We start from the raw sequence: 26,014 nt of genomic DNA on the forward strand, positions 1-26,014 counted from the left end.
GCCCACACGGTGCAGGCCCGGCCGTGACGCTGTTTGTAGTGATTCAGAGCACGGGTAGTGTTTTGGCCATGACTTCATCTACCGCGGGGAACCCGCAGACCACCATGGACCACGACGGCACCATCGATGCCGAGGCCCTCCGCCAGGCCGTTGCCGAATCGTTCGACGAGACGATCGGCCAGCTGACGGACCTTGTCGCCATTCCGGGCATCGCCTGGCCCAGCTTTGATCCTGCCCCGTTGAACCGCAGCGCCGACGCCGTCGCCAGTCTCGTACGGGCCAGCGGCTTCGACGACGTCCGGATCCTCCGCTGCGACAAGGAAGACGGGACTCCCGGCGGGCCCGCCGTCGTCGCCCGCCGCCCGGCCGCGGAGGGCAAGCCGACAGTCCTGCTGTACGCCCACCACGACGTCCAGCCCACCGGCGACCTGGCACTGTGGGAAACCGACCCCTTCACCGCCGTCGAGCGCGACGGCAGGCTCTTCGGCCGCGGCGCCGCCGATGACAAGGCCGGCATCCTCGCCCACATCGCCGCCTACTCGGCAGTGACGCGCGTACTCGGGGACGAACTGGGCCTGGGCGTGACGTTCTTCTTCGAGGGCGAAGAGGAGGCCGGCTCGCCAACGTTCCGGCAGTTCCTGGAAACCCACCGCGAGCTGCTCCGCGCGGATGTGATCGTCGTAGCCGATTCCAGCAACTGGAAGGTCGGCATTCCGGCCCTCACCACCAGCCTGCGCGGCCTGGTGGACGGCACCATCGAGGTCAAGGTGCTGGACCACGCCGTGCATTCGGGCATGTTCGGCGGCCCGGTGCTCGACGCCCCGACCCTGCTGGCCCGCCTGATCGCGACCCTCCACGACGACGAGGGCAGCGTCGCGATCAAGGGCCTGGTGAGCCGCGATGACGTCGTTGTCGACCTCACCGAGGAGGAGTACCGCGCTGACGCCTCCGTGCTCGACGGCGTGAAGCTCGCCGGGACCGGCAGCATTGCCTCACGCATGTGGACCAAGCCCGCCCTGTCCATCATCGGTTTTGACGCCCCGGCCGTGGACGTGGCCTCCAACACCCTGCTGCCGCGGGCACGGGCCAAGTTCAGCCTGCGCCTGGCCCCCGGCCAGGACCCGGAAGCCGCCATGGAGGCTGTCCGCAAGCACGTCGAAGACCACGCCCCGTTCGGCGCGCAGGTCGTATTCACCCCGGGGGAGAGCGGTAATTCTTTCCTGACCGACACGAGCTCGAAGGCCGCGTCCGTGGCCATGTGGGCCCTCGGCGAGGCCTGGGGCGTGCCCGCCGTCGAAATGGGGATCGGCGGATCGATTCCCTTCATCGCGGACCTGACGGATCTCTACCCGGACGTGCAGATCCTGGTCACCGGCGTCGAGGATCCCGATTCCCGCGCCCACAGCGCCAACGAATCGCTGCACCTGGGCGACTTCCGGAACGCGATCGTCGCCGAGGCCCTGCTGCTCGCGCGCCTGAACGACGAGGGCGCGCTCTAGCCCCCCGCGCACTGGCGGGCCGGGGGAACATCCAGCCGTCTCCCACAGTTACGTCAGGAGTTAGAGCTACAAGGCTGCGCGAAGTAGCATGTAGCTATAGCCCATACCGTTTAAGTAGGGGCGGGCACCGTGCGAACGGGGCCGCCACCACCGTTGCAAGAAGGTAGGCCATGAGCACTACAACCAATGAAAACAGCGCCGGCAACACCGCCGCCGAGGCCGGCGAGCTGGCCACGCACGAGGTCATGCTGACCGACGTCGCGGCCGGAAAGGTCCGCAGCCTGCTGGAGCAGGAAGGCCGCACCGACCTGCGCCTCCGCGTTGCCGTGCAGCCCGGCGGTTGCTCCGGCCTGATTTACCAGCTCTACTTCGACGAGCGGCTGCTCGACGGGGACGCTGTGCGCGACTACGACGGCGTGGAAGTCGTCGTCGACAAGATGAGTGTTCCTTACCTCAGCGGTGCCAGCATCGATTTCGAGGACACCATCGCCAAGCAGGGCTTCACGATCGACAACCCGAATGCCGGCGGGTCCTGCGCCTGCGGAGATTCTTTCCACTAATTCCTTCCACTAAGGCCGGGCATTTTGCCCGGCCTTAGTGCCGCAGGATCCTCAACGAGCGGCGCCTACAAAAAGCTCCCGACGCACGGTGCGGACATGTGGGCGAAAACTCCCGGGGAGCGGTAAGCTCTACACCGAGTAGTAAAACTTTTCGTTTGCCCTGCCCGTAATTTGCGGGGCAACAGCAACAAGTAGGAAGGGCCGTCTGTGAGTTCGCAGAACCGAACCGGCAGCCGACGCAAACAGATCACTACGATCACTGGCTTGGCACTAGCCGGCGCGTTGGCTTTGACTGGATGTTCACCAGAGGTACAGAAGGGCTGGTTGCCCACCGAGCGTGGCACCACCAATCACACTGACCTCATCATGGACCTCTGGGTCAACTCATGGATTGCCGCGCTGGTCGTCGGCATCATCACCTGGGGCCTGATGATCTGGTGCATCGTCGCTTACCGGCGCCGCAAGGGCACCGTGGGCTTCCCGCGCCAGAGCAGCTTCAACCTTCCGCTTGAGGTGTTCTACCTGACGATCCCGCTGTTCATGGTCCTGGTGTTCTTCTACTTCACCGACCGCGATCAGCAGTCGATCGATGACCGCTCAACGCCGGCCGACGTCGTCGTCGACGTCCGCGGCAAGCAGTGGGCCTGGGACTTCAACTACTTGAAGGGCAACGTCGTTACCGAGGACGTGCACGAAGCGGGCGTCCAGGCGCACCTGACCGGCAACGACGTGGACAAGGAAAAGCTGCCCACCCTGTACCTGCCGGTCAACAAGTCGGTTGACCTCGAGCTCAACGCGCGCGACGTCATCCACTCTTTCTGGGTCCCTGCCTTCCTGCAGAAGCGCGACATGATTCCCGGCAAGACCAACTACATCCGGTTGACGCCCACCAGGGAGGGCACCTACGACGGTAAGTGCGCCGAACTTTGTGGCGAGTACCACTCCGAAATGCTGTTCCGCGTAAAGGTTGTCTCCGAGTCGGAGTTCCAGGCGCACATGGACAAGCTGCGCCAGGACGGGAACACCGGCCTGCTCGGTGAAGAGTACGACCGCAACCCGGCCCCGGCCGAAACCAAGTAAGGGGAGCGACGTGGCAACTTACACTCAATCCGCCGGGATCCTCGAGGCTCCCGTAGTACCGAAGTCCAAGGGACGCATCGTCGTCAACTGGATCACCTCGACCGACCACAAAACGATCGGGTACATGTACCTGATCGCGTCGTTCATCTTCTTCTGCTTCGGCGGCATCATGGCGCTGCTGATCCGTGCCGAGCTCTTCGAGCCCGGCATGCAGATCCTGCAGACCAAAGAGCAGTACAACCAGCTCTTCACCATGCACGGCACCGTCATGCTGCTGATGTTCGCGACGCCGCTGTTCGCCGGCTTCACCAACGTCATCATGCCGCTGCAGATCGGTGCCCCCGACGTCGCCTTCCCGCGACTGAACGCACTGGCCTTCTGGTTCTTCCTCTTCGGCTCCACGATCGCCGTCTCCGGCTTCATCACCCCTCAAGGTGCCGCGTCGTTCGGCTGGTTCGCGTACGCGCCGCTGTCCAACACGACGTTCAGCCCCGGCGTGGGCGGTGACCTCTGGGTCTTCGGCCTGGCGCTCTCCGGCTTCGGCACCATCCTTGGTGCGGTCAACTTCATCACCACCATCATCTGCATGCGCGCCCCGGGCATGACCATGTGGCGGATGCCGATCTTCACCTGGAACGCCCTCGTAACCTCCATCCTGGTCCTGATGGCCTTCCCGCCGCTGGCCGCAGCGCTGTTTGCCCTTGGCGCGGACCGCCGCTTCGGTGCGCACATCTTTGACCCCGAGAACGGCGGTGCCGTCCTCTGGCAACACCTGTTCTGGTTCTTCGGCCACCCTGAGGTGTACATCATTGCGCTGCCGTTCTTCGGCATCGTCTCCGAGATCTTCCCGGTCTTCAGCCGCAAGCCGATCTTCGGCTACAAGGGCCTGGTCTACGCGACCATCTCCATCGCCGCCCTGTCCGTGACCGTGTGGGCCCACCACATGTACGTCACCGGTTCGGTACTGCTGCCGTTCTTCTCCTTCATGACAATGCTCATCGCCGTTCCGACCGGCGTGAAGTTCTTCAACTGGATCGGCACCATGTGGCGCGGTTCCATCACGTTTGAGACCCCCATGCTGTGGAGCATCGGCTTCCTGGCGACGTTCCTCTTCGGTGGCCTCACCGGCATCATCCTGGCCTCGCCGCCGCTGGACTTCCACGTCTCGGACTCCTACTTCGTGGTGGCGCACTTCCACTACGTGGTCTTCGGCACCGTCGTGTTCGCCATGTTCGCCGGCTTCTACTTCTGGTGGCCCAAGTGGACCGGCAAGATGCTCAACGAGCGCCTCGGCAAGATCCACTTCTGGATGCTGTTCCTGGGCTTCCACGGAACCTTCCTGATCCAGCACTGGCTTGGTGTCGAGGGCATGCCCCGCCGCTACGCCGACTACATGCCGCAGGACAACTTCACGTGGATGAACCAGTTCTCCACGATCGCCTCGTTCGTCCTCGGCGCGTCGCTGATTCCGTTCTTCTGGAACGTCTACATCACCTGGCGCAGCAACGAGCGGGTGGAAGTTGATGACCCGTGGGGCTTCGGTGCCTCCCTGGAGTGGGCCACGTCCTGCCCGCCGCCGCGCCACAACTTCACCTCCCTGCCCCGCATCCGCTCCGAGCGTCCTGCCCTGGACCTGCACCACCCGGAGCTTTCCCAGTCCTACACCGTGGATTCGCCTGCTCCGGCAGCAGCGGCTCTCGGTAACGCCGACCAGAAGGACACCGCCAAGTGAAAATCGAATCTAGGATCTTTGGCTTCGGCGTCTTCTTCTTCGTGCCCGTGGCATTCATCTACGGTTACCTGACCAACTGGACCGAATGGGTGGGCGCACTGGCCATCCTGCTGGTTGGCGGCCTCGCCGGCATGATCGGCGCCTACCTCGGCTTCACCGGCCGGCGCGTGGGCATGCGCCCCGAGGACCGCAACGACGCCGAGATCCACGAAGGCGCCGGCGAGCAGGGACACTTCAGCCCCTGGAGCTGGTGGCCGCTGATGCTGGGCCTGTCCTGCGCCGCAGGGTTCCTCGGCCTGGCCGTGGGCTGGTGGATCGTCTTCATCGCCGGCGGAATGGCAGTGGTCGCACTGGTCGGCTGGGTCTACGAGTACAGCCGTGGTGACCACGCGCACTAGCGCGCACCCGGACTAAAAGTTCAGAACAAACGACGGCGGGCCCCACCAATGGTGTGTTCCTGCCGGCTGGGTGCGGTGCGCCCTCGCGCGTCCGGCCCGCGTGCGCCCCTCAGGACGCCGCTGCCGACTCCAAGAGGATCCGGAGTTCCTCCAGCGCACCCTCGGCCTCTGCGGTGCTGCAGGCGGCCGGGAGGGCGTCCGCAGCGACGGCCAGCTCCACCTCACAGCCACACTCGAAGTCCTCGGTCATGACCTCCAGGAGCGAACGGGCGTCGACGCCGGGCCTGCCGTCCTTGCTGATGGTCACCGGGAGGCCGGTCGCCGTGACCGCCCTGACAAATACTGCCGCCGGCCGGGCGTGGAGGCCGATGGCGGCCGTGACGATTGCCTTGCGAACTGGCAACGGGACTCCCTCATGCTGGTGTTGTTCGGTACGTGCTGCTACTGGGCGGGCCGGCCACCCGACCGCGATCCAGGTGGCGGACGTTCGGCAGGCAGTCCGCCGGACCGGGCGGGCGCCCTCGACCCGGCTCCGGTCTGTACCTTCTAGGGTAGCCGCGGGGGAGTGCCCCGCACGACTTGAGTCGGCGGCGTGGTCTAGACCTGCCGGGCCACGGGCTTACCCTTGAGATATGAGTGTTTTTCCCGCGCCGGGCCGCGACCGGAGGCTGAAGCATGGCGTCCACTAACGCGTCCAAAATGATCGGCGAGATCGACCGTGAGAACGGGGTGCCGATCTACGTGCAGTTGCGGGAAATCCTGCGGGCGCACATCGCCGCCGCCTGCCCGCCCGGATCTGCCCTGCCCTCCGAACGGGACCTCGCCCAGCGCTTCGGCCTGGCCCGGATGACCGTGCGCCAGGCCATCGATGCCCTTGTGGGCGAGGAAGTGATTGAGCGCGTCGTGGGCCTGGGCACGTTTGTGCGCAAACCCAAGCTGGATCTCCAGGTGAAGCTGACCTCCTACAGCGAAGAGATGCAGCGCCGCGGTATGGTCCCCGCCGCCAAGGTCCTGAGCTTCGAGCAGATTGGCGCGAGCGGTTTCCTGGCCCGCGAGCTGCAGTTGGAGGAAGGGACACCCCTGGTCCGGTTCCGGCGCCTCCTGCTGGCCGACAACGAGCCGATGAGCGTGGACGAGAACTTCATCCCGGCTCACCGGGTTCCCGGGCTGCTGGACGGCGAACCGCCCACATCCCTCTACAACGTGCTGAGCGAACGCTACGGGCTGGTGATGGAGTGGGGCGAGGACATGATCGAGGCCACAGCGGCGTCGCCGTCCACGGCCCGGCTCCTGAACGTCGAGGTCGGAACTCCGCTGCTGAAAATCCAGCGGCACGCCTTTGTGGCCCGCGCCATGGTGGACTACTCCGTGTCCTACTACCGTGCCGACCGCTACAAGCTCTGGGTGCCCCTGCAACGCCCCGGCGTCCGGCCTACCCGCAACTACGCCTCGGGGTACCGCCCCTAGCCACAACACCTCGGCTCACTTCGCGCCCATCCCGAAGGGGGCTTGCGCGAAGTGACCCAGTGTTGCTGTTGTTTCGTTGGGAATGCAGGAAGGCCCGGTCCCCAAGGGACACGGCCTCGTGGGCGCCGTGGTGGCCGTGAGCGGCCTCCAGCTCTGCCGGAGTGGCCGGGGCAACCCGGTCCTCGAAGAACCAGCGGGACAGCTTCGCGCGGCGCTTTTCCCTGCGGTCGACGACGCCGTTCTCGTTCGGCACCGCGGGGAGCGGGGCCGGGGACTCGAAGCCGACCAGCTTGTAGCGCTTGTATTCATCCAGCGGGGCGTGGACCTCGATGAACTCTCCGTGCGGCAGGCGCACGATGCGGCCGGTTTCACGGCCGTGGAGGGCAATCTCGCGGTCCTTGCGCTGGAGCGCCAGGGCGACCCGCTTCGTGACGATGAACGCGATGACCGGGCCGATGAAGAACAGCGCGCGCAGCCAATAGGTCACATCGTTCAGGGCCACATGGAAGTGGGTGGCGATGAGGTCCGAGCCGGCGGCTGCCCACATCACGCAGTACCAGACGAAACCGGCCATGCCGATTGCCGTACGGGTAGGAGCGTTGCGGGGACGGTCCAGGACGTGGTGCTCCCGGTTGTCCTTGGTGATCCAGCGTTCGATCCACGGGTAGGCAAACATGACCGTGAAGAGGATGCCCGCGGGGACCAGGGCCGGAAGCAGCACGTTGAACGTGAACATGTGGCCGAACCAGATCTGCTCAACCTTCCAATCACCGATCGTGCCCGGCATCAGGCGCAGGGCGCCGTCAACGAAACCGATGTACCAGTCAGGCTGGGTGCCAGCCGAAACCGGGGAGGGGTCGTACGGGCCGTAGTTCCAAATCGGGTTGATGGTGAAGAACGCCGCCATGAGGGCAACGACACCGAACACGATGAAGAAGAAGCCGCCGGCCTTCGCCGCGTAAACCGGTCCCAGGGGGTAGCCGACGACGTTTCCGTCATTGCGGCCGGGGCCGGGGTACTGCGTGTGCTTGTGCACAACCACCATGAAGAGGTGCATCACGATCATCAGCAGGATGAGCGCGGGAACCAGGAGGATGTGGAGCATGTACAGGCGGCTGATGATCATGGTGCCCGGGAACTCGCCGCCGAAGAGGAAGAACGAGGTGTAAGTGCCGATGACCGGGATGGACTTGATGACGCCGTCGATGATGCGCAGGCCGTTGCCGGAGAGCAGGTCATCGGGGAGTGAGTAGCCGGTGAAGCCTGCGGCCATGGAGAGGATGAGCAGGACGCTGCCGACCACCCAGTTCAGTTCGCGGGGCTTGCGGAATGCGCCGGTGAAGAACACGCGAAGCATGTGCACGGAGACAGAGGCTACGAACAGCAGGGCTGACCAGTGGTGTACCTGGCGCATGAACATGCCGCCACGAACATCGAAGGAGATGTCCAGTGAGGAGCTGTACGCCACGGACATTTCAACGTTCTTCAGGGGCGCGTAAGAGCCCGCGTAGTGCGTCTCCGCCATGGACGGATCGAAGAAGAAGGTCAGGAAAGTGCCCGAGAGCAACAGGATGACGAAGGAGTACAGCGCCACTTCGCCGAACATGAACGACCAGTGGTCCGGGAAGACCTTCCGGCCGAATTCACGGAGGATTCCGGAGCCGCCAACACGCTGGTCGACGAAGTCGGTGATGCGGCCGCCTGAGGTTTTGGCGACGAAGACGGGGGCATCAGGAGTTTGGGATGAGGACATGCTGCTCACGCTCCCAGTAGGTCGGTCCAACGGGTTCATGGAAGTCGCTCGTGGCGACGAGGTAACCCTCAGAGTCGACGGAGATCGGCAGCTGGGGGAGGGGGCGGCTAGCGGGGCCGAAGATCACCTTGCACTGCTGGGTCAGGTCGAAGGTGGACTGGTGGCACGGGCACAGCAGGTGGTGCGTCTGCTGCTCGTAGAGGGCAACAGGGCAGCCCACGTGGGTGCAGATCTTGGAGTAGGCAACGATTCCGTTGTAGGCCCAGTCTTCGCGCCCGGGAGAGGGGTGGAGCTCCTCGGGGTTCAGGCGCATGAGGAGGACAACGGACTTCGCCTTCTCATTCAGCTTGCCTTCGCTCAGCTCGTTCAGCCCTTCCGGGATGACGTGGAAAGCAGAGCCCAAAGTGACGTCCGCGGCTTTGATCGGAGTGCCATCGGGGTCGCGGGCGAGACGCTTGAGTTTGCCGTCCTGCGGGGCCCACATGGTGTGGGCCAGCGTGTCATCCGGCCGGGGACCGAGGTCACCAAAGATGGCCAAGGCCGGCAGGGGTGCCAGTGCGACGGCGCCGAGCAGGGTGTTGCGGATCAGCGGCCGGCGCTTGATGCCGGTTTCTTCCACAATGTCATCGACGATGCGGACGGCAGCCTGGCGGTCTTCCTCGGTGCGGATCGCGTGGCGCTCTTCCGAGACCTCGTGGTCCGGCATGAGGGCCTTGGCCCAGTGGACGATACCGGTGCCGATGCCCAGCATCGCGAACGCGGTACCCAGGCCCAGCAGTGCATTCTGGAGACGGATCGTGGCGATCGTGGAATCATCCCCCAGATCGATCGCGAAATACGCCACCAGGAATATCAAGGTGCCAACGACCGAGATGCCGAACAGAAGGGCTACCTGCCGTTCTGCCTTTTTTGCGGCCTTCGGGTCCGTGTCAGCCAGGCGCAAACGGTGCGGGGGAATTCCAGGATCCTGGAATTTCTCCACCTCATTCTGACCAGCCGTAGCTACGGTGCCCGAGTCGTTCGGACCGCCGTCACTATGGTTGCCCATAATTCGCCTCATCCTTCTCTCGTCTCGGCGAGTGCCGAGTTAGGTTTCAATTCAAACTGCTGACGGGTCAGCAGAAAATTCTTACAGGTGCAAGGTCCGCTTAGGACGTGCGGGACGTGAGCCAGATGGTGAACGCGATGATGACGCCCAAGCCGGCAATCCAGACAAAGAGACCTTCGGAAACCGGTCCCAGTGCGCCAAGATCGGCGCCGCCGGGCGAACCGTTGGCCTCAATCTGCTTCAGGAACGTGATGATGTCGCGCTTGCCCTCCGGGGAGATGTTCGCGTCGCTGAAGACCGGCATGTTCTGCGGGCCGGTGACCATGGCTTCGTAGATGTGCTGGCCGGAGACGCCTGCGAGGGCCGGAGCGAACTTGCCCCGGGTCAGTGCACCGCCGGCAGCGGCAGCGTTGTGGCACATGGCGCAGTTCGTGCGGAACAGCTCGCCACCCTTGGCGGCGTCGCCCTTCTCATCGAGCACACCTGCCTCGGGGATGGCCGGGCCGGGGCCGAGGGAGGCAACGTAAGCAGCCAGCTGCTTGGTCTGTTCCTCATTGAACTGGGCGGGCTTCTTGTAGGCCTGCGGGCCGTTCATCTGCATGGGCATGCGGCCGGTGCCGACCTGGAAGTCAACAGCGGCGGCGCCGACGCCCACAAGGGACGGTCCGGCCTGCGATCCGCTGGCACCCATGCCGTGGCAGGTGGCGCAGTTGGCGGCAAAGAGTTTGCCGCCTTCCTCTACGTCGCTTGCGCTGTAGGTGGTGGTGTCGGCCTTGGCCTGGTTGACGGTGGTGGCAACGGCGTACAGCCCACCCGTGACCAAGAGGCCCATCAGCAGCAGTGCAATTGCTGCCAGTGGGTGACGTCGCTTCTGCGAGAGTGCCTTCACGTGGTGGTTCCTTTATTCGATCCTGCGGTGGCTCCGGGAGCCGCTTCTTGAAATTCTGCCTCTTGTAGAAAAAGAGTCAAGTCTGACTACTTGAGGACGTAGATGACCAGGAAGAGGCCAATCCAGACGACGTCCACGAAGTGCCAGTAGTACGAGGTGACAATCGCCGAAGTCGCTTCAAAGTGTCCGAACTTCTTCGCGGCGAAGGAGCGGCCCATGATGAGCAGGAAGGCAATCAGACCGCCGATGACGTGCAGGCCGTGGAAGCCCGTCGTTATGTAGAAGGCCGAACCGTAGGCGTTGGAGGACAGCGAGACATGCTCGGAAACGAGCATGGCGTACTCGGTCGCCTGGCCGGCGACGAAGAAGGAACCCATGAGGAACGTCAGGATGAACCATCCGTTCATTCCCCACTGGGTAAAGCTGAAGCGTCCGCCGGTCCGGCGCGGCTGGAGCCGCTCGGCAGCGAAGACGCCCATCTGGCAAGTAAAGGAACTTGCCACGAGGACGATCGTGTTAACGAGCGCAAACGGGAAGTTGAGCTTGGCTGTCTCTTCGGCCCACATCAGTCCGGAAGTCGAACGGAGTGTGAAGTACATGGCGAAGAGACCGGCGAAGAACATCAACTCACTGGACAGCCACACAACGGTTCCAACAGAAACCATGTTCGGGCGGTTCAGCGTCGGGTGCGCCGGGGTACTGGGGGCATGGGTCGCAGATGTCACATAGACATTATGTCTATAAAAGTCCGTCCTGCCCAACGCAAACCGCGTTTTCGGAGGACTTTTTCTACAAAGACGCGAATTCGCGCGGAAAAGTTCCCGGCGGGGTTCACATTGGTCTTTGCCGGGCCGACCTCGATAGCATCGGGAGGTGACTTCACAGGCATCTGCACAGGCGGCAGGCAACACCTGGCCGCGGCTCATCAACGCTCTCATCAGCGGCGCCGACCTCACCGCCGGGAGCACTGAGTGGGCCATGAACTCCATCATGTCCGGTGAGGCGACGCCGGCCCAGGTGGCGGGATTCCTGGTGGCGCTGCGCGCCAAGGGCGAGACCGTGGATGAGCTGGCTGGCCTGGTGGAGGCGATGATCTCCAACTCCAACCCCATTGACATTGCCGGTGAGAAGCTGGACATCGTCGGCACGGGTGGCGACCAGCAGAACACGGTCAACATCTCCACGATGGCCGCCCTTATCGCCGCCGGAGCTGGGGCCAGGGTGGTCAAGCACGGCAACCGTGCGTCGTCGTCCTCGTCAGGCTCCGCCGATGTCCTGGAGGCCCTCGGTGTCCGGCTGGATCTACCCATTCCCCGCGTGGCGCTCAACGCCGAAGAGGCGGGAATCACGTTTTGCTTCGCCCAGGTTTTCCACCCCTCGATGCGGCATGCCGCCGTCGCCCGCCGCGAACTCGGCGTTCCGACGGCGTTCAACTTCCTTGGCCCCATGATCAACCCGGCACATGTCCAGGCGTCGGCGGTGGGCGTCGCCAATGAGCAGATGGCCCCGCTGGTGGCCGGAGTGCTGGCCAAGCGCGGCAGCCGGGGCCTGGTTTTCCGCGGCAATGACGGCCTGGATGAGCTCACCACCACCGGCCCGTCGCGGGTGTGGGAGATCCGCAACGGTGAGGTAACTGAAGAGATGTTTGATCCGCGCGATCTCGGCATCCGGACGGCCACACTGGAGGAGCTGCGCGGCGGCGACGCGGTGGCCAATGCCGCCGTCGTCCGGGCCGTCCTGGGCGGTGCGCCGGGGCCGGCCCGCGATGCGGCGCTCCTCAACGCTGCGGCCGGCCTGGTGGCGTTCGACCTCGACGCCGTGGGCCCCCTGGCGGACCGCATGGCCGCCGCGTTTAGCCGCGCCGAGCAGTCTATTGAATCCGGAGCGGCGGCCGCCGTGCTGGACAGGTGGGTCGCCCTGTCTCAGACCGCCTAAAGATCAAGTAGGACGGGCCCGGCAGATTCTGCCGGGCCCGTCCTGTGTGCTCCTGGTATGGGGGTTGTTCGCTACTGCTCGAAACCGAGGGCAAAGGCCGCATCGAGGTCGTGCTGGGAGTACGCGCGGAATGCGATCTGCGTGGTGGTGTGCGCGACGCCGGGCACTTTCGAGAGCTTGTCCGCGATGACGTCCGCCAGGTCCTCGTGCTTGGCGACCCGGGCGATCGCGATCAGGTCCCACTCGCCCGTTACGGAATAGACCTCGCTGATCCCCGCGATGGCGGAGATTTCCTCGGCGGTCTCCGGGATGCGTGAAGCGTTTGTCTTAATCAGGACGAATGCGGTGACCACGTGTGAGCCTTTCCGGATCGGTTGCGCCGTTTGCGGGCCTGTCGGCGGCCCTTGCACGGGCGCTGCCATCTTCTGCAAGCCTAGTGCATTAGGCCTGGCGGCGGCGTGAACGCAGCCGCCGGACGCCCGCGGCCACAAGCCGGTAACCCAAGAGGAAAACGGCCAGGCTCAGCAGGGCCACGATGATGAAGGGCAGCACCACCGTCTGCCCGGTGAGGGCCCGCAGGATCATGCCGACGCCGACGGTTCCAAGCCAGACAGCGACGCCGGCGGGCCACACCCGCAGGGGGTCATGCCACAACCGCAGGACCAGCCATGCCAGTGCCGCGCCAATCAGGAACGGCCACGCCGTCGCAAAGACACCTGTGATGATTTCTCCGCGCTGGTGCGCGTCGCGCCCAATCGCTGCGAAGAGCAGAATCAGCAGTGCATCCGCGCATGCGGCCAGGGCCGCTGTCTGCGCGGGCCGGAGGCCGGTACGTGGACTGTCCTGGGCGGACGGGCGGGGGAGTCTGGGGGCTGGAGAAGGCATACATCCAAGCCTAGTCCCGCTGGCCATCGCTGCCCTGCAGGAGGATTGCGCATGACGCCCCCGGTGCCCGCCCCGGACCCCGGTCGGCGTGGCCCCCAGGCTCAGGGACTGTCCGCACATATGATCGTGGCATGAGTAGCGACGCCGTTCCGGAGGCTGTTGTCCCGGTGCAGCTGGATCCTCAGCTGGACGGCCAGCTGAGCATTAACGACATCCTTCTCGAACTTGGCCAGGCTCCCGTGGTGCACCCCTCGCCGGATGCGGCCAGCGAGCTGCACTTCTTCTAGGCCCCGCCACCCCGCTGAAATCAGGCCCTTTGGTCCTAACGGCGGCCAACCCAGGCGGGCTAGCTTGGCGGGTAAGGGATGCCAGCGGGGCTTCCTCAGAACGGAAGGATGGCTCCCGTGGAGCAATTCTGGAACTTCATTTGGCTGTTCTTTTGGTCATTCGCGTTCATCGCGTATCTCTTCGCACTGTTTGCGGTCATCACCGACATCTTCCGCGACCACGAACTCAGCGGTTGGCTCAAGGCCGTGTGGGTCATCTTCCTGATCTTCGTGCCGTTCCTCACGGTTCTCGTGTACCTGATCGCGCGGGGCCGCAGCATGGCCGAGCGCCAGGCCCGCAGCGCCCAGCAGGCAGAAGCGGCAACAACGGAATACATCCGCTCCGTGGCCACGGCGTCCCCGTCCCAGGAAATCGCAAAGGCCAAGGAACTCCTCGACGCCGGCACGCTGACCCAGAGCGAATTCGACGCTGTTAAGGCGAAGGCGCTGAGTCAGGCCTGACTCCACCGCCTTCAAGTCGGCCACCCCATCAGCGGAAAACGCAGCCGTCGTCGCGGCTGCGTTTTCCTTTGGGGCGCGCAACGTCCGGCGTGGGGTTCGGCACGATTCATCTTCGCTGATTCCCCTGCTGGACATCAGTGGAGTGCAAGACCCAGGTAGAGGGCTGCAAGGGCAAGCGTGGTGGGGGTCATGACGAGACGCTCAGGTTTACTGCGGGAGATCCCGTTCATGAGGACGCCGAGCACGAAGTATGCCGTCATCACCCACACTGTGACCGCCGTAAAGGATTCGCTGACCAAGGCCGGGACAAAGTCGGCCTTTGCGAGCGCGGCGTAGGCGAAGAGTGCGTACACGGCAATGGTTATGGCGCTCCCGATTCGCAGTTTGGCTGGGAGGACACGGTAGTTTCCGCCCCACGCCAATCTCCCGAGCGGGGCACCGGCGGCCAACGCGCCTTGGAAAATGGTCAGGCCAGCCAGAAGTGTGCAGGCGAGTATTGCGAAAAGCTGATCTAGCGGCATCTAAATCCATCTCCTTGTAGCTGTCCCAAGCCGCAACGTGTGTCCACTGTGCCGCGAGCTTGACGAGCAATTTCCCGGGCCTTCGCGAACCCGGTTCTTCCCGGCGCTGCGCTCCGGCGCTTCATGCATGGTGTCGTAGCTGTGGAGAGCTTATTCGCGTATTCGAAAAATCGCGGCAGGCGCCATCCGACCTCCCCGCAGCGGCATTGTCCGTACCTGTCTTCCGGCGCGACCGCCGGGGTATTGTGGGGCGCATGGAGATGCGCCTCGAGGTCGTACAAGTACCCGTCAGTGATGTGGACAAGGCCAAGTCGTTCTATACGGACCGACTCGGGTTCGTCCTGGACCACGACGTCGAATACATACCGGGCATGAGGGTCGTGCAACTCACGCCACCCGGCTCCGCCACCTCCATAGTCATCGGCACGGGAATGACCAGCATGCCGCCGGGGAGCCTGGAGGGCCTGCAGTTGGTGGTCCCCGATATGGCGTCCACGCGGGCGGAGCTGCTCCAGCGGGGAGCAGAAGTCAGCGAAGTCCAAGACATGGGTGGAATCGCCTTCGCCTACTTCAGTGACCCGGATGGCAACCGCTGGGTCATACAGGAAGCTACGGGGCCGGACGCTAGGCAAGCTGGCTCCTAAGGCTGGACCATTCGACGGCAGAGTGCTCCGCCACGGCGGGTTTCCCCAAACACGCGTCGCGTTATTCATGTTTAGCCCCTAAAGTCTAAATAGCAAGGTGACTATTTAGACTTCCGGAGGATCCATGACCCGCTGGCCTGCGCACGGCAGCAAGACGATGCCGTGGAAGTCGTCTGGGCGGCCGCCCCGCGAAGACCGGGAATTCACTGAGGTTGTGGTCTCTCTGCCGCCCTTGATCGCCGGGAGCTGGTTCGATCCGGGGCGTGAGACCATTATCGCCCTGGAAGAGGCCGCCGTCGCCATAGCGTCCCTGGACGTCACCGCCGGCACGCGGATGGCCGCCATTAGCGGGTTCCTGCTCCGCAGCGAGGCGGTCTCCTCCTCCAAAATCGAGCACGTCAACGCCAACCGCGACGACTACGCCCGGGCCATGATCGGGCTCAAGGCCAGTGACGACGCCCGCTCCATGGTGGCTGCCGCCGACGCTGTGCAAGGGATGATCGACGACGCCGGGCAAACCGGCGAGATCCGGCTGGAGGCTATGCTGGCCGCCCATCACACGCTCATGAAAGACGACCCGATGGACGGCCCACACGCCGGCCGGCTCAGGGACGTGCAGAACTGGATCGGCGGCAGCGACCATTCACCGCGCGGCGCCATCCACGTCCCGCCCCCGCCGGAGCTCGTGCCGGACCTGATGGCAGACCTGATGGTCTTCTGCAACCGCCGCGACGTGCCGATCATGGCGCAGGCGGCGATCGCGCACGCCCACTTTGAGTCCATCCACCCGTTCACCGACGGCAACGGCCGGATCGGGCGGGCCCTCATTGGTGCGATTTCCCGGCGTCGTGGGCTCACCAAGAACACCGTCACCCCGATTGCGTCGGCGATGGTCGCCGACGTCGACACTTACTTCAACCTGGTCAACAACTACCGCTCCGGTGATGCCGATCCGTTCGTGCTCTATCTGGCCCGTTCCGCAGTCCGCGCCTCGGATGCGGCCCGGGAATCCGTCGCCGCCCTCGATGCGCTGCCGGTGATGTGGCTCGAGCTGGCCAGGCCTCGGAGAGGATCCGCGGACGAGAAGATCATCCCGTGGCTGCTGGAGCGGCCCGTGTTCGAGGCCCACAGCGCTGCCCATATTGCCGGCGTCGCCGAGAGTTCCGTCTACGCCGCACTGCAGCGGCTCACCAACGCCGGAGTCATCACCCCGGTCACCCAGTCCAAGCGCAGCCGCGCCTGGGCGGCGACCGAAGTCCTCGACGAGGTGGACCGGCTGAACAACCGGTTGGCCGACGTCGGGAAGTCCGGCTGACCGGGGACGGAACCGGAGACGGCGGCCCGTCCCCAGGGCTCGCTGCGCACTCTCCTGGAAGGCAATTGCTGGACCTTCGCCGGCACGCCGAGCAGGTCCAGGCGGTCCAGGACCGGATACGCGACCTGCTTTATCGCATCGACGGGGCCGCCCTGCCGGCGAAGAGACCAAAGCCGCGGCCCGTTCCATGTGGCATGACAATCAGGCTGCCCTCAGCGCCGATCTGCCCTGGACCCCGGAGCAACTGGCCGGACTCATGGCCTACCTGCAAAAGGCAAGGACGCAGCCCTGCTGGCCGGTGCTCTCTGACGCAGCTATCTAGCGGTGCTTTTTGATGGTGGCGGATGCAGAATGGAAGGAAGCCGGGCTGATTCCTCAGCCCCCTCCAGCGTCGAGGACGGCACATCATGACGAGCAACAAGACACGGACTGCACTTGTGCTGGCAACGGTACTGATCGGGCTGAGCGGCTGTGCCGGAGGCGGCGGAACGCAGACGCCGGCGCCCGCCACGACGGCCGGGACCTCTCCCAGCATGTCGATGGAACCGTCTGCCCCGGCCGGCTCCACCGCTTCAGGATCGGGCAGCGGGGCGGCAAACGCCGCCGCCGCGACCATCACGATCAGCAACTTCGCCTACGAGATCCCTGGTGCGGTGGCTCCCGGCGCTGAGGTGAAGGTGATCAACATGGACACTGCCGAGCACACGGTAACCGCTGACCAGAATGTGACTCTCTTTGATGTCGAGGTCAAGGAAAACGGGGGTACGGCCACATTCAAGGCACCTTCCGAACCGGGGACCTACGCCTTTCACTGCACCTACCACCCCAACATGCACGGCTCACTGACGGTCAAATGAGCACGACGCCGTGGGCCAGGGAGCGTTCCTGACGATCTCGAACGAGAAAGGTGCCGTGGCGTGGCTTCCCGGACCCCCTCACCGTCGCTTGACCCGGCCGACGTCGATGGCCTGAGCTCGGCTCTCCGGGGCCTGCTGTTCCGTCCAGGAGACGTCGGCTACGACGAAGCCCGGAAGGTCTTTAACGCGATGATTGACCGCCGTCCGGACGTGATTGTCCGCCCGGCCGACGCCGACGATATTCGCCGTGCGGTGACCTTCGCCCGGGAAAACGATCTCCCCGTCTCCACTAAGGGCGGCGGCCACAACGTGGCAGGGAACGCCGTCGGCGCCCATGGGCTCATGCTGGATTGCTCCGGCATGAAGAACGTTCAGGTCGACGCCGAACGGCGGGTCGCCGTGGCTGGAGCGGGTGCGCTCCTGGCCGACCTTGACGTCGCCACTCAGGCGCTCGGCCTGGCCAAGCCGCTCGGAGTCGTGTCGGTTACCGGCATCGCCGGCTTGACTCTCGGGGGTGGCATCGGCTGGCTCAACGGCAAACACGGGCTCGCTTGCGACAACGTGCTGGCCGCCGACATCGCGACTTCGGATGGCAGGCTGCTGACGGCGAGCCCCTGCCAACACGCAGACCTCTACTGGGCCATCCGTGGGGGCGGCGGCAACTTCGGCGTTGTAACGTCTTTCACCTATGATTTGCATCCCGTCGGGCAGGTTCTTGCCGGAGCGCTCTCATTCCCGGCCGAACGGACAAGGGAGGTCCTGGGCCTTTATCCCGGATTCGCCGCTTCCTGCCCCGACGAACTCTCGATGTCGGCCAGCCTGGGGTGTGACGCCTCTGGGCGCCCTGTTTTCGGCGTCGGCGTCTGCTGGAGCGGCGAGCATGATGCCGGCTTTCCGCGGGGCCGGAACCACTATTGGAAATCGAGTTTCTTCACTGACTTCACACTCGACGGGTGCTCTCGATGGTGGCAGGGAGTGCTCAGCGGGCGTTGGCGAGGGTGCGCATGATGATGATGATGATGGTGGCGGTCCCCGCAGCGCGGCGGGCGAGTGAGACAGCCATGATCGGGGCGAAGTTGCGGCACCAGAGCCACAGCCGGTCTGGGTCGATTGGATCAGCAATATCAGCGAGCTGTCGGCACCGGCTGCGGATGGCCGCCTCGCTGGTCGCGCCAGACATAGCCAGGTCGGTGAGGTCCATCGCTGGATCACCAATGCACGGCCGTGGGTCGATTGCGACAATTCGGCCGCCGTTACCCGTCCGCAGAATGTTGCCTGGGTGAAGATCGCCGTGAAGAAGCCAATCCCCGTCATTTGCCATATCCATCGCAGCAGCGTGGCATCGACGCCAGACTGCATCGTCGATCGGTGAGTTCGGGAGAGCGCGTCGTCGGCGATCCCACAACTCGAACACGAACTCCACGCGCTCACGGGCACGGGGAACATTCGGTGGCGGTGTCCTGTTTGGCGTGTAGAGGTCGCTGATGAGACCGGTAACCTCCGCGATGCTGAACGCTTCGGTCAGTTTGGTGGCGTCGGGGAGCCAACGGAGCAAGATCGCGCCACGGGTGGCGTCCGCGTCCACCAGGTCGACGACGGTGTGCGCGTTTGCCCAATACGTGAGCGCGGAGGCCTCCTGCTCTGAGATTGTGGGGTCGGGTGAGAGCTTGAGCGCGTACCGCGTTCCGTCCGCGGTCGACACGCACTCGACGACGGCACCGGTCCCGCCCGCGCAGACAGTGCGGGGCTCCATTCCCCACTTCGTACAGAGCTCTCCAACGATCGTTCCGAAGTCGTCGATCCAGGACGCTGCCGCGGGGCCGAATCGTTCGAGCAGCCGGTCGCGGGCAGCAATGGGCATCGCAACCTGTGTCATGTAGCGATGCTATGCGGTGCGGTGCCACACTCGTGAAACTTCCCGATCAGATCCCTTGCCGGGTACTGCCAGCCACGATCAGGCATAGCTGGCGGTAACCGTCCTAGCTTCTCCGTCGAGTTGGATTCGACCGCCGTAGGGGAGGATCCACTGCGGCCGGGTGTGCCCGAAGGGGACCCCGATGCACACGACGGCGTCCGGGTTGTATCGTGCGATTTCGGTGCTGACCACATCGCGCTGTGCGGCGCGCAGCCGAGCCCGTTCGGCGGCAGGCGGAACCTGCCCGTGGCTGCTGACGGGAGGCCTGGCGACCATCACGCCGTCGACCGCCCCCAGGACACCACGCTCGCCGAGCGCACGAACCCATCGCTTGACCCAATCTGCGGGAGCCAGCAGTTCGCTGGTTTCGAGGATCAAGATTGCGCCCCGGAGCGCATCGACGGAGGGCAGCCTGTCGGCGATGGCGAGCTGGTCGAGGACTTCGATGCAGCCACCCCACGTGTAACCGGAGACCGTGCGTTCGGCGCCCGTCCACGCCCAGGGTTCGGTGGGCTCGCGGTCGCCGTATTCGACGAGTGCCCGCGGATCGAGCCAATCCGGCCCGAAGTCCTCTGACTCCCCGGGATCGGTAATGTCGAGCTCGCCCCCGGTGAACAGCGCAGCCCGCAGGGAAGCGAGGTGGACGTCGTCCGCACCCGGCCCGGCGCCGAGGTGGACTTGGGTCGAACCGCCGTAGTATGCGGATATCCCGAGTGACCACAACCAGTTGAGCAGGTTGGTGTTGTCGCTGTATCCGATGAAGATCTTTGGATTCGCCCGGACGGCCGCCTCGTCGAGATGAGGTACGACCGTGATCTGGTCGTCGCCGCCGATGGTGGCGAGAATAGCGTGGATGCTGGGATCGGCGAACGCCGCATTGATGTCCGCCGCCCGTTCCTCGGGACTGGATCCGAGCTTGCGAGTCGTCGGGAATTCCACGGGGATCAACCCCGTAGCCGCAGTGAGCCGCCGCATCGCCTGCTCATGCACGGCCGGGGCGAATCCCGGGGCGGCGAAGGACGGGGAGAGAACCGCGACCCGATCGCCCGCAATGAGCTTCGGGGCGGACAGCTTCAGCTGCGAATGATCCATTCACTCATCGAACCAGATGGGGCGTGGTTCGAGGCAACTCGACGACCCGACGTGCCGGTGCAAGATCCTCTACCGTGCTGCGGAGGAGGTGCGGACCATATGGCGCTGCGGGTGGCGAGCCTGATAACTCCGTGATTCAGAAATTTTGTGGGTTAAAACCCTATCTGGCACGCATCCATTTTCGCTAGTTGCCGCAGCCCGTGCTGTAGGCTCCGATTCGAACCTTGGGGGGACTGATGCTGAACTACTTTCGCGAGACACAAGAGGCACGATTTGCGACCCGCGCACGCCGAATCTATGGCTACGTCTCCGTCGGCTTCGTTGTTGTTGTCGGGGGCTGGGTGATTGCCGGCCTTGCGCCAGTATGGACTTCCTGGACGATCCTCGGCGCTTCTTTCGTTCTGGACGCTTTCCTGACCCGAAAGTGGATCAGAGAAGACGCACTCAGGGCTTATCGAAGCGACCGGGCCGGCTGACGTCGCCCCCCGGCGGTGGGCAACGGGCAATGCAGTAACGGCGGCTGCAACGGCCGCGACTGAGACTAAGCGGGGGAAGCTACGGACAAACATCCGTCAAGCCACAATGGAAAGCCGTCAGTGCTGTCCGTCGTCCAGCTCGCACTGAGTCTCTGCGCCTTGGTGGCGACAAGTGTCGCCGCCATCCTGTGGAATCCGATCGACGCAGACATCATCAATCGCGCCGACAATGCGGGGTGGGACGAATCTATGCTTCTCCCGCACCAAATGGAACTCTCGTTCGTCCTCAACGCGTCAGTTCCAGTAACGTTTGTCGTCGTGGTGACCGCGATCATTGGAGTGCTGGCCTCGCGCCGGCGGGCCAACGCCACGCAGCCGGCAAATCCGTCCGCTATCGCCTGATCCGTCCCATCCAGGGTTCCCGGCCTGTTATTCCCAAGGTCTAAAAGGATGCGTGAACGGTGGCCCGAAAAGTTGGAGCCGCTTTCTTGCGTGGCTCTAGCCTGCGGCTTGTTGGGCAGCGGCACCGGCAAGCCGTTGCGCCAATCGTCAGTCGGGGACTGTCAACTGAGGACTGGCACGCCGGCTCCGCGCCGGCTGCGGTCCAACAGTTCACCATGTAGTTTCGAGTAGTGTCGGAGGTCGGCGCCTGGCTGATTTTCGATGGCTGGAATACTGAGGACATGACTCTCGCTGAACTGGAACTGCCCGGCCGCCGATTTGGAGGGGCGATGATCCCGTGGGCGGTCGCAGAAGGGCGCCGACGTGGCGCACAGCTGGTTCAGCTCACGTCTGACCAGTCCAGGGTCGCAGCACACCGGTTCTATGAGCGACTTGGCTTCGAAGCGTCGCACATAGGCTTCAAACTTTCTCTCTGAGGTCTGAGTCCCGATGGTAAGCGGCGCTGTGCTGGCGCCGGTCAGTGGCCTAGGGGAGGCCTCCCGAACGGCGCCGGAGATATGAATCGTCCGACACGCTCGGCGCAACGTTGAAGCGGACCATTGGATTCGCTGGGCGATACAGCGGCCTCACTCGTGCCGCTCCAAGCCTCGGCACATGGGGGCGCCCCGATGCTATTGGGGGATGCATCGGGGCGCCTCCGACAACCATAAGCGGAGGCTTGTTCAAGTTCAAACGTGACGGCGGCGGTTGCCGCGAACGGGTTTAGATCGCCATGGCGGACAGTCCAGTCCGGGGGTCTGTGCCGGCGCCCCCCAAAAAATGCGCGCCGACACAGCCCCTCTTCGAGCGGAGTCCCCAATGGATCCTTGACAAGAATAATTGACCACCAGTGCTAAAACAAGGCGGTCATCCGGTTTATGCAAGTTGGACTCGCAGAAAGTCCCGAGGAGGGCAGGCAGGGCGCCTCCTGCTCGGGAGTCGCAGCCCTCGCTGGCCGTGCGAGGCGGTTACGGTGCTGGTGGGGTGCGGATCCGCGTCGGGCCGAGGCTTCCAGTGGAAACCAGTCCGGAGAGGGCATGGGGGTTCTCGTTGAAATCGTCATGCATGATCCCCGGTAGCACGATCTCCCACATTTCTTCGATCCGTTGCATGACGTCCGCGCGGTCGGTAAGTACTCCGGAGACCATCTGAACCCCGGTGAACGAAGCAACAAGGTATCGGGCAAATGTCCCGGCGTCGACGGAAGGCCGGACCTGCAATTCTGCCTTGGCCCGTTCGGTAAGCTGCTCCATTACGGCGATCCAGTCCTCGTAAGGGCCGCGCACGGGCGGACCAAAAGCCGTCGCCTCAAACGTTAATCGGATGCCGGCCCTGACAACTGGCTCGTGCACGAGCTGGAGCCCGAAAGCGCGGCACAGCAGGATCATTGCCGTCAGGCCTGGCCAACCCCCGGCAAGGATGCTCTCGCTTTCGGCCACGACGATCCGATGCTGCTCCTCGATGACCGCCCTGGCGAGATCTTCCTTGGACTGAAAGTGGAAATAGAGGGCGCCCTTGGTCACCCCGGCCGCCTCAGAGACCTGGGTCAAGCTGGCACTGCCGTAGCCGTGCTCCTCAAAAACGGCAGCGGCACCGACGACAATGGCACCGCGGGTGGCCTTCGCGCGATCCTGAAGGGCCATCTATGAACCTCAACTCTGGGACGTGGAAGCAGGATCTTCACCCACCCCCGCCAACTGAATGGTAGGAGACGAAAGCCTGGTCCGATCCTAGCAAAGCGGTCAACCGTCTTGTAACGGGATGACTGCGTCTCGTGAACCGGCCATCAGCCTCAACGGCACGGCCCCAGTGCTTCTTGGCCACCAGAGCTGCCGGTCCGTGCCTCGGCGCTGCCAGTGCGCCAGTCGAGGCCACGGTTGCCGAGGGCGTATGGGGGACCGTGGTTCGACGATTCCTCCTTGACAGGTAATTCGTCCTCACTATAGGAGTTGCAGAACGCAGCACTATTAGGAAGAGGAGATGATGGGCCGCTTCGACTACTGGATGAATGCCTCCGTCGAACTGCGGGTCGAGCAAGTTCCGGGGAGCAACTACGCCAACCGCGACGTAAAAGAGGCCAGCTCGTGCTGAGGCAGGTCGCGGAGGGTGTGCTGATCCACGAGAGCGAGTTCTGCCAGAGCAACGCCGTTGTCGTGCAAGGCCGGGCTGGCGTGTTGCTCATCGACCCGGGCGTGCACGGATATGAAATGGACTGCCTCGCAAACGACCTGTCCGATTCGGGCCAGACCGTTGTGGCAGGCTTCTCGACGCATCCTCATTGGGATCACCTGCTCTGGCATACCGGGCTCGGTGCGGTTCCCCGTTATGGCACCGCGCGCTGCGCGGCCACTGCGCGGGATCGGCTGTCGGGCGGGGTGGATGCGGTCGCAAAGGCTGCCGGCATCCCCGAGCAGGTACCGCTGGACCTCCTCGGTCTTATTACCGGCCTGCCCGCCGAGACGGCGCAGATTCCTTGGGATGGCCCACAAGTCCGCATTCTCGAGCATCGAGCACACGCCCCGGGCCACGCGGCGCTGTTGATTGGGGAACGAGGGGTTCTAGTCGCCGGAGACATGCTTTCTGATGTTTTGATCCCGATGCTCGACTTGAACGACACCGCTGACCCGATCGAGGACTACCTCACCGCGCTGCGGCTGCTCGAGGGCGTGGCGGGCGACGTCGATGTCCTCGTCCCCGGCCACGGGTCCATCGGCGGAGCTGATCAGGTATACGCACGGATCGACCAGGATCGGGCATACGTGCACGCCTTGCGTGACGCCCATGATCCAAGCGACCCGCGGGTCGGCCCGTCAGCCACTCCCGGCTGGGACTGGGTGAGCGGCGTTCACGCATGGCAACTCCAGCGCCTCGCCCAAAAGGAGTCGGGAGAGCTCGACACATGAACGTTGACTATCGCTGGCGAGTCATTTCATGGTCGGGTACGCCACTAAGTTCAACCCTGACCGGGCTGGCCTTAAAGGTGTCGCAGATATCTTCCAGGTGAGTCCAGGTGCAATGGCTTCCACGAGAGTGGACTTTCCCGACCCATTTTCGCCTACGAAGATGGTGGCCGGGGTCCGGTCGAGCCCTTGGTCTTGAGCTGGGCGACGTGGGCGCAGGAAACCTGGCCGCCGACGGCGGTCGAGAACGTGGGCCGGGTCTTCGGTCAACCGTCTGATCGGAAAGTTATGCGGGGCATTCCTCATTCATGCAGGCACCCCTCCGCACTGAAACGCCCGCGCTACCGAAATAGAGCGAAGACACGCACGGGTTCCGGAGCGAAGTCCGACCCCTCAGTAAAACCCATGGCTTCGTAGAAGGCGCGTTGCCGTGGTTCATTGTCGGTGATGAGCACTGTTTGCCGGACATGCGCGAATCTTGCCGTGACTTGGTCCACCAGAGCCCGCCCTACTCCCGCGCCTTGGAAGGATGGCCGTACGAGGATGTCCTGTAGATAGCAGATGGTCGCATCGTCGGACACAACCCGCGCGAGGCCAACCAGCTCACCATCCGTATTCCGGGCCGTCACGACAAACGAGGAACTTCGGATTGCCCTGATGAGCAGTTCGGGATCCTGGGTGTAGGCAGCCCACCCCACAGATTCGTACAACGAGAGAACCTCGGCATCGGAAAACTCGCTGGAAGTGAAGATGCTAAACGCCGGCATCCGACCAGTGTTGCATGGCCTTGCCGTTTGTTCATGACCACCGTATGTGTCCGGAGCAGGACGGCTCACCCCTCCAAGCCTAGTTCCGCCAGGGTAAGCACGGGCGGCGAACTTCCGTCGATGTCCAGCACACCCATCTCCTTAGCAACCGCGGCGGCGACAAGCACCTGGCCGGTCCGGGCCATAAACGCCGCGCGCACGCCTGCGTCCATCATTCCGGTCCAGCGATGCGGCGGCTGATCCCAAAACGGCGCTGGCCACGTGAACACGCCACCTTCAGCCATCTTCTCGTAGCCGCCCCAGGCGCAATTGACGAGGAGATCGAGGCTGCCGCATTCGGACCGGATTGTTTCAAAAACGCGCGCCGTCTCGTCGTCCCTGAGATGGTCGCAGCGCAGTCGCCGTATTTCGCGCGGCAGGTCCGCCTGCTCGATCGAACGGCCCGAGCCGTAAACTCGAAACCCCGCGGCCAGGAGGCCAAGGGCGATGCCCCGGCCGACGCCTCGGCTCGCACCGGTCACGAGCGCAAAGTTTCCCGTTGGCGCCGCAGGGCGTTCGCGTTCGCTGGTCATGTTAAGCGGCCTCACGCTTAGGTTCCGTTCCGTGATCCCCATGATAGGCCGGTGCGTCGCCCGTGCGCCCCGGTGCACGCAGCCGCTCCGGCGTCTGGCCCCAGTACTCCTCCGTGCTCCATGGCAGACTTTCTGCCATGGAGCCCATGGATTGTCTGGTCATCTATGTCCCCACCGACGCCGCGTCCGCGGTCCGGCAGGCCATCGGCGACGCCGGGGCGGGCAGGCTGGGCAATTACTCACACTGCTCGTTCAGCCTCGACGGCACCGGGCGCTTTACCCCGCTGCCCGGCGCGAACCCGGCCGTCGGCGTCGTCGATTCCCCCGAGGAGGTGCCGGAAACCCGGATCGAGGCAATCTTCCCCCACTCCCGTCGTAACGCCGTCGTCGACGCCGCGCTGTCCGTTCATCCGTACGAGACGCCGGCGTTCATGACCTTCCCGGTCGATGCCAGCCTGCCGGACTGAGCGGGACCGGGGG

Annotated in this window: 31 protein-coding genes and 1 pseudogene; 18 read left to right on the forward strand and 14 right to left on the reverse strand. The window is 64.3% G+C overall.

From position 1 onward, the window contains the following. Positions 1 to 68 precede the first annotated feature (68 nt). The 5 genes from AC1DXI_RS15750 (at position 69) to AC1DXI_RS15770 (ending at position 5,269) form a co-directional block, all read left to right on the forward strand. Positions 69 to 1,499, forward strand: a complete 1,431-nt coding sequence (locus tag AC1DXI_RS15750) for a M20/M25/M40 family metallo-hydrolase (protein WP_476939398.1) — start codon at positions 69 to 71, stop codon at positions 1,497 to 1,499. A 170-nt stretch (positions 1,500 to 1,669) separates the two neighbouring features. Beyond that, positions 1,670 to 2,059 (forward strand): HesB/IscA family protein, encoded by a 390-nt coding sequence (locus AC1DXI_RS15755; protein ID WP_476939399.1) that lies wholly within the window; start codon positions 1,670 to 1,672, stop codon positions 2,057 to 2,059. Between the two features lie 207 nt (positions 2,060 to 2,266). After that, positions 2,267 to 3,139, forward strand: coding sequence for an aa3-type cytochrome oxidase subunit II (gene ctaC / locus AC1DXI_RS15760; protein WP_026266365.1), 873 nt, complete (start codon positions 2,267 to 2,269; stop codon positions 3,137 to 3,139). A 10-nt stretch (positions 3,140 to 3,149) separates the two neighbouring features. Next, positions 3,150 to 4,871: an aa3-type cytochrome oxidase subunit I gene (gene ctaD / locus AC1DXI_RS15765; RefSeq protein WP_018773078.1), complete on the forward strand. Its 1,722-nt coding sequence runs from the start codon at positions 3,150 to 3,152 to the stop codon at positions 4,869 to 4,871. Next, positions 4,868 to 5,269: a cytochrome c oxidase subunit 4 gene (locus tag AC1DXI_RS15770; RefSeq protein WP_018773077.1), complete on the forward strand. Its 402-nt coding sequence runs from the start codon at positions 4,868 to 4,870 to the stop codon at positions 5,267 to 5,269. Before ctaD ends, AC1DXI_RS15770 begins: the two co-directional genes overlap by 4 nt. A gap of 109 nt (positions 5,270 to 5,378) precedes the next feature. On the opposite strand, the gene AC1DXI_RS15775 is transcribed toward AC1DXI_RS15770, so the two are convergent. Continuing rightward, positions 5,379 to 5,672, reverse strand: coding sequence for an HPr family phosphocarrier protein (locus AC1DXI_RS15775; RefSeq protein ID WP_476939400.1), 294 nt, complete (start codon positions 5,670 to 5,672; stop codon positions 5,379 to 5,381). Positions 5,673 to 5,944: 272 nt separating this feature from the next. On the opposite strand from AC1DXI_RS15775, the gene AC1DXI_RS15780 reads away from it, so the two are divergent. After that, positions 5,945 to 6,736, forward strand: coding sequence for a GntR family transcriptional regulator (locus AC1DXI_RS15780; RefSeq protein ID WP_476939401.1), 792 nt, complete (start codon positions 5,945 to 5,947; stop codon positions 6,734 to 6,736). Here AC1DXI_RS15780 and qcrB read toward each other — a convergent pair. The 4 genes from qcrB to ctaE all read right to left on the reverse strand — a co-directional run bounded on the left by qcrB (position 6,702) and on the right by ctaE (position 11,151). Further along, a complete protein-coding gene (gene qcrB, locus AC1DXI_RS15785) occupies positions 6,702 to 8,489 on the reverse strand; it encodes a cytochrome bc1 complex cytochrome b subunit (protein WP_476939402.1) in 1,788 nt (595 codons plus the stop codon). The genes AC1DXI_RS15780 and qcrB overlap by 35 nt on opposite strands. Then, positions 8,467 to 9,537, reverse strand: a complete 1,071-nt coding sequence (gene qcrA / locus AC1DXI_RS15790; protein ID WP_026266363.1) for a cytochrome bc1 complex Rieske iron-sulfur subunit — start codon at positions 9,535 to 9,537, stop codon at positions 8,467 to 8,469. The genes qcrB and qcrA overlap by 23 nt, the downstream gene beginning before the upstream one ends. 100 nt (positions 9,538 to 9,637) lie before the next feature. Beyond that, on the reverse strand, positions 9,638 to 10,426 hold the full coding sequence (gene qcrC, locus AC1DXI_RS15795) for a cytochrome bc1 complex diheme cytochrome c subunit (RefSeq protein WP_026537316.1): 789 nt from the start codon (positions 10,424 to 10,426) through the stop codon (positions 9,638 to 9,640). A gap of 86 nt (positions 10,427 to 10,512) precedes the next feature. Next, positions 10,513 to 11,151, reverse strand: a complete 639-nt coding sequence (gene ctaE, locus AC1DXI_RS15800) for an aa3-type cytochrome oxidase subunit III (RefSeq protein ID WP_173403075.1) — start codon at positions 11,149 to 11,151, stop codon at positions 10,513 to 10,515. Between the two features lie 148 nt (positions 11,152 to 11,299). Here ctaE and trpD point away from each other — a divergent pair, with 148 nt between their 5' ends. Next, positions 11,300 to 12,361 carry an anthranilate phosphoribosyltransferase gene (gene trpD, locus AC1DXI_RS15805; RefSeq protein WP_476939403.1) on the forward strand — a complete coding sequence of 354 codons (1,062 nt, stop codon included), beginning with the start codon at positions 11,300 to 11,302 and terminating at the stop codon, positions 12,359 to 12,361. 71 nt (positions 12,362 to 12,432) lie between these two features. Here the strand turns inward: trpD and AC1DXI_RS15810 are convergent, their stop codons facing one another. Beyond that, positions 12,433 to 12,714: an Lrp/AsnC family transcriptional regulator gene (locus AC1DXI_RS15810; protein WP_028276733.1), complete on the reverse strand. Its 282-nt coding sequence runs from the start codon at positions 12,712 to 12,714 to the stop codon at positions 12,433 to 12,435. An 88-nt stretch (positions 12,715 to 12,802) separates the two neighbouring features. Further along, positions 12,803 to 13,246: a DUF3054 domain-containing protein gene (locus tag AC1DXI_RS15815; RefSeq protein WP_476939404.1), complete on the reverse strand. Its 444-nt coding sequence runs from the start codon at positions 13,244 to 13,246 to the stop codon at positions 12,803 to 12,805. A 131-nt stretch (positions 13,247 to 13,377) separates the two neighbouring features. Here AC1DXI_RS15815 and AC1DXI_RS15820 point away from each other — a divergent pair, with 131 nt between their 5' ends. Both AC1DXI_RS15820 and AC1DXI_RS15825 read left to right on the forward strand, forming a co-directional pair. Further along, positions 13,378 to 13,533, forward strand: a complete 156-nt coding sequence (locus AC1DXI_RS15820; RefSeq protein WP_018773067.1) for a hypothetical protein — start codon at positions 13,378 to 13,380, stop codon at positions 13,531 to 13,533. A 108-nt stretch (positions 13,534 to 13,641) separates the two neighbouring features. After that, the gene (locus AC1DXI_RS15825) at positions 13,642 to 14,034 is read left to right on the forward strand and encodes an SHOCT domain-containing protein (protein WP_476939405.1); all 393 of its coding nucleotides are present in this window, start codon (positions 13,642 to 13,644) and stop codon (positions 14,032 to 14,034) included. 134 nt (positions 14,035 to 14,168) lie between these two features. On the opposite strand, the gene AC1DXI_RS15830 is transcribed toward AC1DXI_RS15825, so the two are convergent. Beyond that, on the reverse strand, positions 14,169 to 14,387 hold the full coding sequence (locus AC1DXI_RS15830; protein WP_231386238.1) for a hypothetical protein: 219 nt from the start codon (positions 14,385 to 14,387) through the stop codon (positions 14,169 to 14,171). A gap of 422 nt (positions 14,388 to 14,809) precedes the next feature. On the opposite strand from AC1DXI_RS15830, the gene AC1DXI_RS15835 reads away from it, so the two are divergent. The 4 genes from AC1DXI_RS15835 (at position 14,810) to AC1DXI_RS15850 (ending at position 18,379) form a co-directional block, all read left to right on the forward strand. Continuing rightward, positions 14,810 to 15,199: a VOC family protein gene (locus AC1DXI_RS15835; RefSeq protein ID WP_026266362.1), complete on the forward strand. Its 390-nt coding sequence runs from the start codon at positions 14,810 to 14,812 to the stop codon at positions 15,197 to 15,199. Positions 15,200 to 15,323: 124 nt separating this feature from the next. After that, positions 15,324 to 16,514: a Fic family protein gene (locus AC1DXI_RS15840; protein WP_476939406.1), complete on the forward strand. Its 1,191-nt coding sequence runs from the start codon at positions 15,324 to 15,326 to the stop codon at positions 16,512 to 16,514. A 407-nt stretch (positions 16,515 to 16,921) separates the two neighbouring features. Continuing rightward, positions 16,922 to 17,371: a cupredoxin domain-containing protein gene (locus tag AC1DXI_RS15845; RefSeq protein ID WP_476939407.1), complete on the forward strand. Its 450-nt coding sequence runs from the start codon at positions 16,922 to 16,924 to the stop codon at positions 17,369 to 17,371. 60 nt (positions 17,372 to 17,431) lie between these two features. Next, positions 17,432 to 18,379 carry an FAD-binding oxidoreductase gene (locus AC1DXI_RS15850; protein ID WP_476939408.1) on the forward strand — a complete coding sequence of 316 codons (948 nt, stop codon included), beginning with the start codon at positions 17,432 to 17,434 and terminating at the stop codon, positions 18,377 to 18,379. Here AC1DXI_RS15850 and AC1DXI_RS15855 read toward each other — a convergent pair. Then, positions 18,351 to 19,247, reverse strand: coding sequence for an aminoglycoside phosphotransferase family protein (locus tag AC1DXI_RS15855; RefSeq protein ID WP_476939409.1), 897 nt, complete (start codon positions 19,245 to 19,247; stop codon positions 18,351 to 18,353). The two genes, AC1DXI_RS15850 and AC1DXI_RS15855, sit on opposite strands and share 29 nt — an antisense overlap. 78 nt (positions 19,248 to 19,325) lie before the next feature. After that, a complete protein-coding gene (locus AC1DXI_RS15860) occupies positions 19,326 to 20,378 on the reverse strand; it encodes a S66 family peptidase (RefSeq protein ID WP_476939410.1) in 1,053 nt (350 codons plus the stop codon). Between the two features lie 236 nt (positions 20,379 to 20,614). Here AC1DXI_RS15860 and AC1DXI_RS15865 point away from each other — a divergent pair, with 236 nt between their 5' ends. From AC1DXI_RS15865 to AC1DXI_RS15875, 3 genes and pseudogenes are all read left to right on the forward strand, one after another. Next, positions 20,615 to 20,854 carry a hypothetical protein gene (locus AC1DXI_RS15865; RefSeq protein WP_476939411.1) on the forward strand — a complete coding sequence of 80 codons (240 nt, stop codon included), beginning with the start codon at positions 20,615 to 20,617 and terminating at the stop codon, positions 20,852 to 20,854. Positions 20,855 to 20,974: 120 nt separating this feature from the next. Then, positions 20,975 to 21,256, forward strand: coding sequence for a hypothetical protein (locus AC1DXI_RS15870; protein WP_476939412.1), 282 nt, complete (start codon positions 20,975 to 20,977; stop codon positions 21,254 to 21,256). 320 nt (positions 21,257 to 21,576) lie between these two features. Continuing rightward, positions 21,577 to 21,732 (forward strand): annotated as a pseudogene (locus tag AC1DXI_RS15875) (GNAT family protein); the annotation flags it as partial. A 531-nt stretch (positions 21,733 to 22,263) separates the two neighbouring features. Here the strand turns inward: AC1DXI_RS15875 and AC1DXI_RS15880 are convergent. Further along, positions 22,264 to 22,938 (reverse strand): ScbR family autoregulator-binding transcription factor, encoded by a 675-nt coding sequence (locus AC1DXI_RS15880; RefSeq protein ID WP_476939413.1) that lies wholly within the window; start codon positions 22,936 to 22,938, stop codon positions 22,264 to 22,266. A 441-nt stretch (positions 22,939 to 23,379) separates the two neighbouring features. Here AC1DXI_RS15880 and AC1DXI_RS15885 point away from each other — a divergent pair, with 441 nt between their 5' ends. After that, positions 23,380 to 24,198 (forward strand): MBL fold metallo-hydrolase, encoded by an 819-nt coding sequence (locus AC1DXI_RS15885; RefSeq protein ID WP_476939414.1) that lies wholly within the window; start codon positions 23,380 to 23,382, stop codon positions 24,196 to 24,198. A gap of 21 nt (positions 24,199 to 24,219) precedes the next feature. Here AC1DXI_RS15885 and AC1DXI_RS15890 read toward each other — a convergent pair whose 3' ends face one another. From AC1DXI_RS15890 to AC1DXI_RS15900, 3 genes are all read right to left on the reverse strand, one after another. Continuing rightward, entirely contained in the window at positions 24,220 to 24,501 is a 282-nt protein-coding gene (locus AC1DXI_RS15890; RefSeq protein ID WP_476939415.1) for an AAA family ATPase, read from the reverse strand. A 35-nt stretch (positions 24,502 to 24,536) separates the two neighbouring features. Continuing rightward, positions 24,537 to 24,962, reverse strand: a complete 426-nt coding sequence (locus AC1DXI_RS15895; protein WP_476939416.1) for a GNAT family N-acetyltransferase — start codon at positions 24,960 to 24,962, stop codon at positions 24,537 to 24,539. Positions 24,963 to 25,027: 65 nt separating this feature from the next. Next, positions 25,028 to 25,534, reverse strand: coding sequence for an SDR family NAD(P)-dependent oxidoreductase (locus AC1DXI_RS15900; protein WP_476939417.1), 507 nt, complete (start codon positions 25,532 to 25,534; stop codon positions 25,028 to 25,030). 146 nt (positions 25,535 to 25,680) lie between these two features. Between AC1DXI_RS15900 and AC1DXI_RS15905 the strand changes: the two genes are divergently transcribed. Next, positions 25,681 to 26,001 carry a hypothetical protein gene (locus AC1DXI_RS15905; RefSeq protein ID WP_476939509.1) on the forward strand — a complete coding sequence of 107 codons (321 nt, stop codon included), beginning with the start codon at positions 25,681 to 25,683 and terminating at the stop codon, positions 25,999 to 26,001. The last annotated feature ends 13 nt before the right edge of the window (positions 26,002 to 26,014 follow it).

Source organism: Arthrobacter sp. P1_H7, assembly GCF_056405215.1.